This window comes from Micromonospora sp. NPDC047738 (assembly GCF_040642675.1).
In the GTDB taxonomy this organism is placed as follows: Bacteria; Actinomycetota; Actinomycetes; order Mycobacteriales; family Micromonosporaceae; genus Micromonospora.
In genome coordinates, this window is record NZ_JBEYSO010000073.1 from 1 (window position 1) to 5,212 (window position 5,212).

Sequence of the window (5,212 nt, forward strand, 5' to 3'; positions counted from 1 at the left end):
AACTCGACCTCGCCAGCTGAAAGCGACACGTCATGGTTTGGCCATTCCCCAACGGAGTCCTGAAGGGACCGGGATTCCTCGCTAGGCCACGTTGACGGTCTCTCTTACGCGGCGGACCAGGTGACCTTCGGAGGTCGGACGGCGGCGCAGAGCGGGTGGCCTTTGGCGTCGGTGAGCCCCAGTCTCGCGATCAGCGTGCCGCCGGAGATCGCGGCATGCGCGGTGGAGATCTCAACACTGTCAAGCCACAGCTTGGCCCGCCGGAACATCGTGAACGTGCCGGTGCCGTCGACCTCGCCCCACGACAGGTAGATGAAGCGCTGTCCCGGGCCGCCTTGAATGTAGGGCCCGCGCACGTCGAGGCCGCCTTTGGTAACGGTCGCGGCAGTGCAATCCAGGTTCCACCTCACTGCCGCAGCGTCGCCCGGCTGCAGGTCGAGCCACTGTGTTGGTCGCTCGCGGCGCTGCACGCCGATGTGGATGTTGCGGTAGCCGGGGAAATCGTCGCTGCCGCCGCAATCGCGTCCGGGAAGGTCGTGGCCCTCGATACGGATCCGCACCAGTCCAGCGTAGGCCGCTCCCCCGACGACGTTGTGTGCCCGTGCGGCGGAGCCTGCCGATAAGACGGGCGCCGATCAATGCTGGTATGAACTGAAATCAGGTGAGTTGCTCGTCGTCCCGGATGCGGGCGTGTAGGTGCATGTCGTGTCGACCGTCGGAGTGCACGGCGGCGCTCCGCTTGGTGCCCTCCAGAAGGAAGCCGGATTTGGCGGCGACCCGGCAGGACGCTTTGTTGCGGATCGAGTGATCCAACTCCAAGCGGTGGAAGCCCGCCTCGCCAAGGGCCCAGATGCTAACGGCCCTGAGCGCGCGGGAGGCCACGCCTGCGCCGCGGGCGGCCGGGAGTACCCAGTATGCGCACCCAGCGACACCGTCATCGAGATCTATTCCGCGCATGGCGATGCGCCCCAGCACCTCACCGCCGCTGCGAGTCACCGCCCAATGCGCACCCTTCTCGTGTGCCCAGTCCTGGCGATACTGGTCGAACCATTCGCCGACCTGATCCTCGGATACGGGTTGGCGGGTGTGCCAATGCTGGATCTCGGGGTCGCGATAGGCGGCGAGGAAGACTGGGGCGTCGGTCGCCTCCCAGGGCCGCAGCAGCAGGCCTCCGGTGGTGGAGAGCACGGGTTGTGGGCCGTCGGCGAGTGTGCCGGCGGGGATGGCGGGCGGCGTCGAGAGGACTGACGTCATTGCCCATCCTCTTCCGGTGGCCGTCACGCGTGTCAAGCTCTCGAGCTGCGTGTCGTTGGCGCGGCGGCAAGTCGACTCCAACAACGGCTGATGGTCGATGCCCTGGTCTCGGCAGAGTCGGGCGGCGGCAGCGTGCGGGTGCGCGTCGGCGGCTGGGGCGTTGCGCTCAGCGCACGAATCGCTGATCATCTGTTTCCGTTGCGGCGGTGACGAGCCAGAATGCTCCCTTCAACTGGACGCCGTCGGGATGCTCGTAGGTGCTCAGCGCGGTGGTGAGCGCGACCCGCGCTCGGGTCGCGGCGTGCCGGTCGCCGTCGTCGAGCAGTGCGCGTGCCGGTCCGGTGCCGAGCACGAGTTGGGTGGCGCTTGCGGCGTCGTGTCCGTAGGTCATGGCGGGGTCGAGGCCGGTGATGGTGATGTCGCGGAAGCCGGCTGTGGTCAGCAGTTCGTCGATGCGTTGGGGGTCGGCCAGGGAGAACATGCCCGGCTCGGACGCCGCCCTCGGGTCGGTGTGCGGGACGCGGCCGACGAGTGCGGTCATGAATACGGTGAACCACTGCTGTGCGTCGACGGCTCGTGCGCAGGTGAACGTCAGGCGCCCGCCGGGTCGCAGCGCGTGCGCGATGTTGGTGAAGGCCGCCGCGGGGTCGGTGAAGAAGGTCAGTCCGCCTCGGCTGAGGGCGACATCGAACTCGCCGGGCGGGAACGGGTGCACCTGCACGTCGCCCTGCTCGAACCGGACGTTGGTCAACCCTTCGCTGGCGGCGTGCGCCCGCGCTGTTTGCAGCATCGGGCCGGAGAGGTCGACGCCGAGCGCGTATCCGTCTTGGGCGCGGCGGGCGGCCAGGCGGGTGATCTGGCCGTTGCCGCAGCCGAGGTCGAGCACCCGGTCGTCCGGCTTGATCCGGGCCGCCGCCAGAAGTGGTTCGTTGAGCTCTGCGCTGACTGCGTCCCACTGGGCGGCGTGGTCGGCCCAGTGCCTGCCTTCCGGTCCGTTCCACGCCTGCGCCTGCTCAACGTTGACGATCGGCTGCATTTGCCACCTCCGAATTTGCCGCCTGAGCGGGCCGCCGCCGGCCCGGCTTGAAGACTCCGAGGACCACGTTGGTCCCGAGGACCAGCAGTGCCGCCGCTGGTGCCGCTACCGCCACGACCCGGTCGCCGCGGGGCACGCCCGCCGTCGATGACCCGACGGCGGCTGCGGCGGCGTGCCCGAGCCGGGGTACGAGCAGGGCCAGGGCGGCTGCGGCGAGTACCGCCGCGAGTGTGAGCTTGACGGTGACCCAGCCGTGCCGCAGTGGCCGCCAGGGCCCGGCGGCCGCCAGCGCGAGGCCGGTCAGCACGCTGCCGACGGCCAACGGCGCGACCAGCCACCGGCCGAGGAGGTACGCCGCCGGGTACACCGTGCGTGGGTCGGTGTCGCGCAGGCCGGACACCGCCAGCGCCAGGAGTGCCGCGTCGGCGCCCAGTGCACCCACCGTGACGGTGATGTGGGCGGCCAGCAGCAGACGACGAGATCGTGGGGGCAGGTACATCGGGCGTCTCCCTACCGCTGACCGGCCGGAGCTGCCGGCCACAGCCGAACACTCGTACGATGTCGAACACCATGTTCGAGTATGGTCACGGGCAGCGATCCGGTTCAACGACCAGAACAGGGCCACGATCCGTTACCGGACATCCGCCGACAACTGTTCGGGAAGCGAGGATGCGCGATGCCGGGACAGGACCGCCGGATCCGGCGCAGCCAGCGCCTTCTTCGCGAGGCGCTCGTCGCCCTGATCCCTGAGAAGGGCTACGACCGGATCACTGTTCAGGACATCCTCGACCGCGCCGACGTGGGACGCTCCACCTTCTACACGCACTACCGGGACAAGGACGACCTGCTGCTGGCCGGCTTCGACGACCTGCGCACCGATCTGCAGCGCGACCTCGACGCCCTCAGCCCGGGTGTGCCACCCCATCCGACCAGCCCGACCGGCGTGATCTTCGCCCACGCGTACCGCCACCGGGACCTCTACCGCGCGCTGTGCGGCCGACGCGGCGGCAGCGTCATGCAGCGCCACCTACACCGGCTCGTCAGCGACCTGCTCCGCAACCACCTGCGCCCGCACATCGAGGCCGCCCGCAGCGATCTACCGGTCGACGTCGCCGCCGCGTTCTACACCTCCGCAGCCCTCGGCCTGCTCACCTGGTGGGTCGACCAGGACTTCCGGCCCGGACCCGCCGCCCTCGCCAGCATCTATCAGCGGCTCGCCGCACCCGGCCTGCTCGCCGCCCTCGCCCCACCGGCACCCGAGCCACCACCCTCGACCGGGAAGCACAGCGGCGCACCCGGCGAGCGCTCGGCGCTGGATTGACCGTGATCGGCTGGTAGGCGCACTTGGGGTCTGTCGCTGATCTTGCGACGGCTGCTTGGGTGGCCAGCGACCTCGATTGCCCTGCGGGGCTTAGCAGTGCGCGTCCTCCCCGTCGAGCGACCACTCGATGTAGAGCCTGAGCTCACCGTTGGTGTCTGGGCCCGGCGTGTAGAGCCCATTGCTTATGGATAGAACCACTCGCCTCCCGTTTGTTACCCGCTCGGCGCACAACAGCTCTTCGCCCTCTGGCACGGGTGCGATCCCTGGCGTGTGCACGGTCAGCCAATGACCCGCCGCCAGCAAGGCGCGGTAATGGTCGATGACCGGATCGATCGGGCCCGGGGGCAGGCCGATATCGACCTGCATGACCACCGACGAGTCGCTTCCATCCCCGCACGGCCCTCCATAGATGCTGCCGATGGTGGTGCGGGGGGCAAGAGAGGTGAGTATCGGATCTCGTTCCAACTGCTCGGCCAACCGGTGGTCGTTGTCTGTGCACTCGACTTCGTCCGCGCTGCTGGCCGACGGTTCCAACTCCCGCGCGGCCAGTCCGACACACAGCGCCAGCCCACCGAACAGCACCGCTCCGAGGACAGCGAGGCGAACAAGACCCTTCTGCGGCACCCGCAGAGGGTATGACACCTCGTCGCTGCACCGGCCGTCGAGAACCGGTGTTGATCGAGTTGGTGGTGCGCCGGTTCAAGTGAATGTCCGGCGCCTGTCCGGTGACGTTCGTCGAGCGGGTGGAGCGCCGCTACGCCCGAGCCGAAAGCCTCGACGCGCTCCTCGCGCCAGCGATCCACCGCCGGACCCTGCTCGACGCCAATAAGCCCTGGCTCTACGAACAGTTCACCCTCGGCCAGCGCAACGCCTCACACCTCTACCGGCACATCCGCCAACAGGGATACACCGGAGGCCGCAGCACGGTCGGCCGATACCTGCACCTGCTCAAAGCCGGCATAGTCGCCCCACCAGCGCCCCGGCCGATCCCGGCGCCCCGCGCCACGGCGAGCTGGCTCCTCACCCACCCCGACCGACTCCAACCCGACCACGCCGCGACCCTCAACGACGTCCAAGCCGCCTGCCCGCACCTGAACGCCATCGCCCGACACGTCCGCACGTTCGCCGTCATGATGACCAACCTCACCGGCCAGCAGCTACCAGCCTGGATCGGTCAGGTCCGCCAGGACGATCTACCCCACCTGCGGCAGTTCGCCGACGGGCTCCACCACGACTACGACGCCGTCGTCGCCGGCCTCTCCATTCAATGGAGGTCCGGCCAGGACGGGGCCAGAACACCGGAGCGAAATTGATCAAACGCATGGGCTATGGCCGCGCCAACTTCGACCTGCTCCGCATGCGCATCCTCCTACCGAGCTGAACGCGCCGTCACAAGATCAGCGACAGACCCCGCACTTGTGCCCGTAGCCGGCGAGCGGTTCCGGGTTTCCGTGGCGGGCATCCGGTCGGCTGATCGATGCGGGCTGCGTCGTGACGCGGTAGGCGTTCATCGGATTTGCGGCGTGGAAACCCGGCCGTTTACGGCCGGGAGGAAACGCCGCTCCCTCCCTTGCGATGGGTGTCTTACATGGACGGTAAAA

General features: G+C 68.7%; 7 protein-coding genes. 2 read left to right on the plus strand and 5 right to left on the minus strand.

Features of this window, described 5'->3' with window-relative positions; genetic code table 11:
- Nucleotides 1-104 precede the first annotated feature (104 nt).
- From ABZ783_RS37285 to ABZ783_RS37300, 4 genes are all read right to left on the minus strand, one after another.
- Nucleotides 105-560: a DUF5990 family protein gene (locus tag ABZ783_RS37285; RefSeq protein ID WP_357447918.1), complete on the minus strand. Its 456-nt coding sequence runs from the start codon at nucleotides 558-560 to the stop codon at nucleotides 105-107.
- 97 nt (nucleotides 561-657) lie between these two features.
- Nucleotides 658-1,254 (minus strand): GNAT family N-acetyltransferase, encoded by a 597-nt coding sequence (locus ABZ783_RS37290; RefSeq protein WP_357447921.1) that lies wholly within the window; start codon nucleotides 1,252-1,254, stop codon nucleotides 658-660.
- A 166-nt stretch (nucleotides 1,255-1,420) separates the two neighbouring features.
- Nucleotides 1,421-2,290 carry a methyltransferase domain-containing protein gene (locus tag ABZ783_RS37295; protein ID WP_357447924.1) on the minus strand — a complete coding sequence of 290 codons (870 nt, stop codon included), beginning with the start codon at nucleotides 2,288-2,290 and terminating at the stop codon, nucleotides 1,421-1,423.
- A complete protein-coding gene (locus ABZ783_RS37300; RefSeq protein ID WP_357447927.1) occupies nucleotides 2,268-2,789 on the minus strand; it encodes a hypothetical protein in 522 nt (173 codons plus the stop codon). Before ABZ783_RS37300 ends, ABZ783_RS37295 begins: the two co-directional genes overlap by 23 nt.
- 177 nt (nucleotides 2,790-2,966) lie before the next feature.
- On the opposite strand from ABZ783_RS37300, the gene ABZ783_RS37305 reads away from it, so the two are divergent.
- On the plus strand, nucleotides 2,967-3,611 hold the full coding sequence (locus tag ABZ783_RS37305; RefSeq protein WP_357447930.1) for a TetR/AcrR family transcriptional regulator: 645 nt from the start codon (nucleotides 2,967-2,969) through the stop codon (nucleotides 3,609-3,611).
- Between the two features lie 90 nt (nucleotides 3,612-3,701).
- Here the strand turns inward: ABZ783_RS37305 and ABZ783_RS37310 are convergent, their stop codons facing one another.
- Nucleotides 3,702-4,235, minus strand: a complete 534-nt coding sequence (locus ABZ783_RS37310; protein ID WP_357447933.1) for a hypothetical protein — start codon at nucleotides 4,233-4,235, stop codon at nucleotides 3,702-3,704.
- An 83-nt stretch (nucleotides 4,236-4,318) separates the two neighbouring features.
- Here ABZ783_RS37310 and ABZ783_RS37315 point away from each other — a divergent pair, with 83 nt between their 5' ends.
- Nucleotides 4,319-4,924 (plus strand): hypothetical protein, encoded by a 606-nt coding sequence (locus ABZ783_RS37315; protein ID WP_357447936.1) that lies wholly within the window; start codon nucleotides 4,319-4,321, stop codon nucleotides 4,922-4,924.
- Nucleotides 4,925-5,212 lie beyond the last annotated feature (288 nt).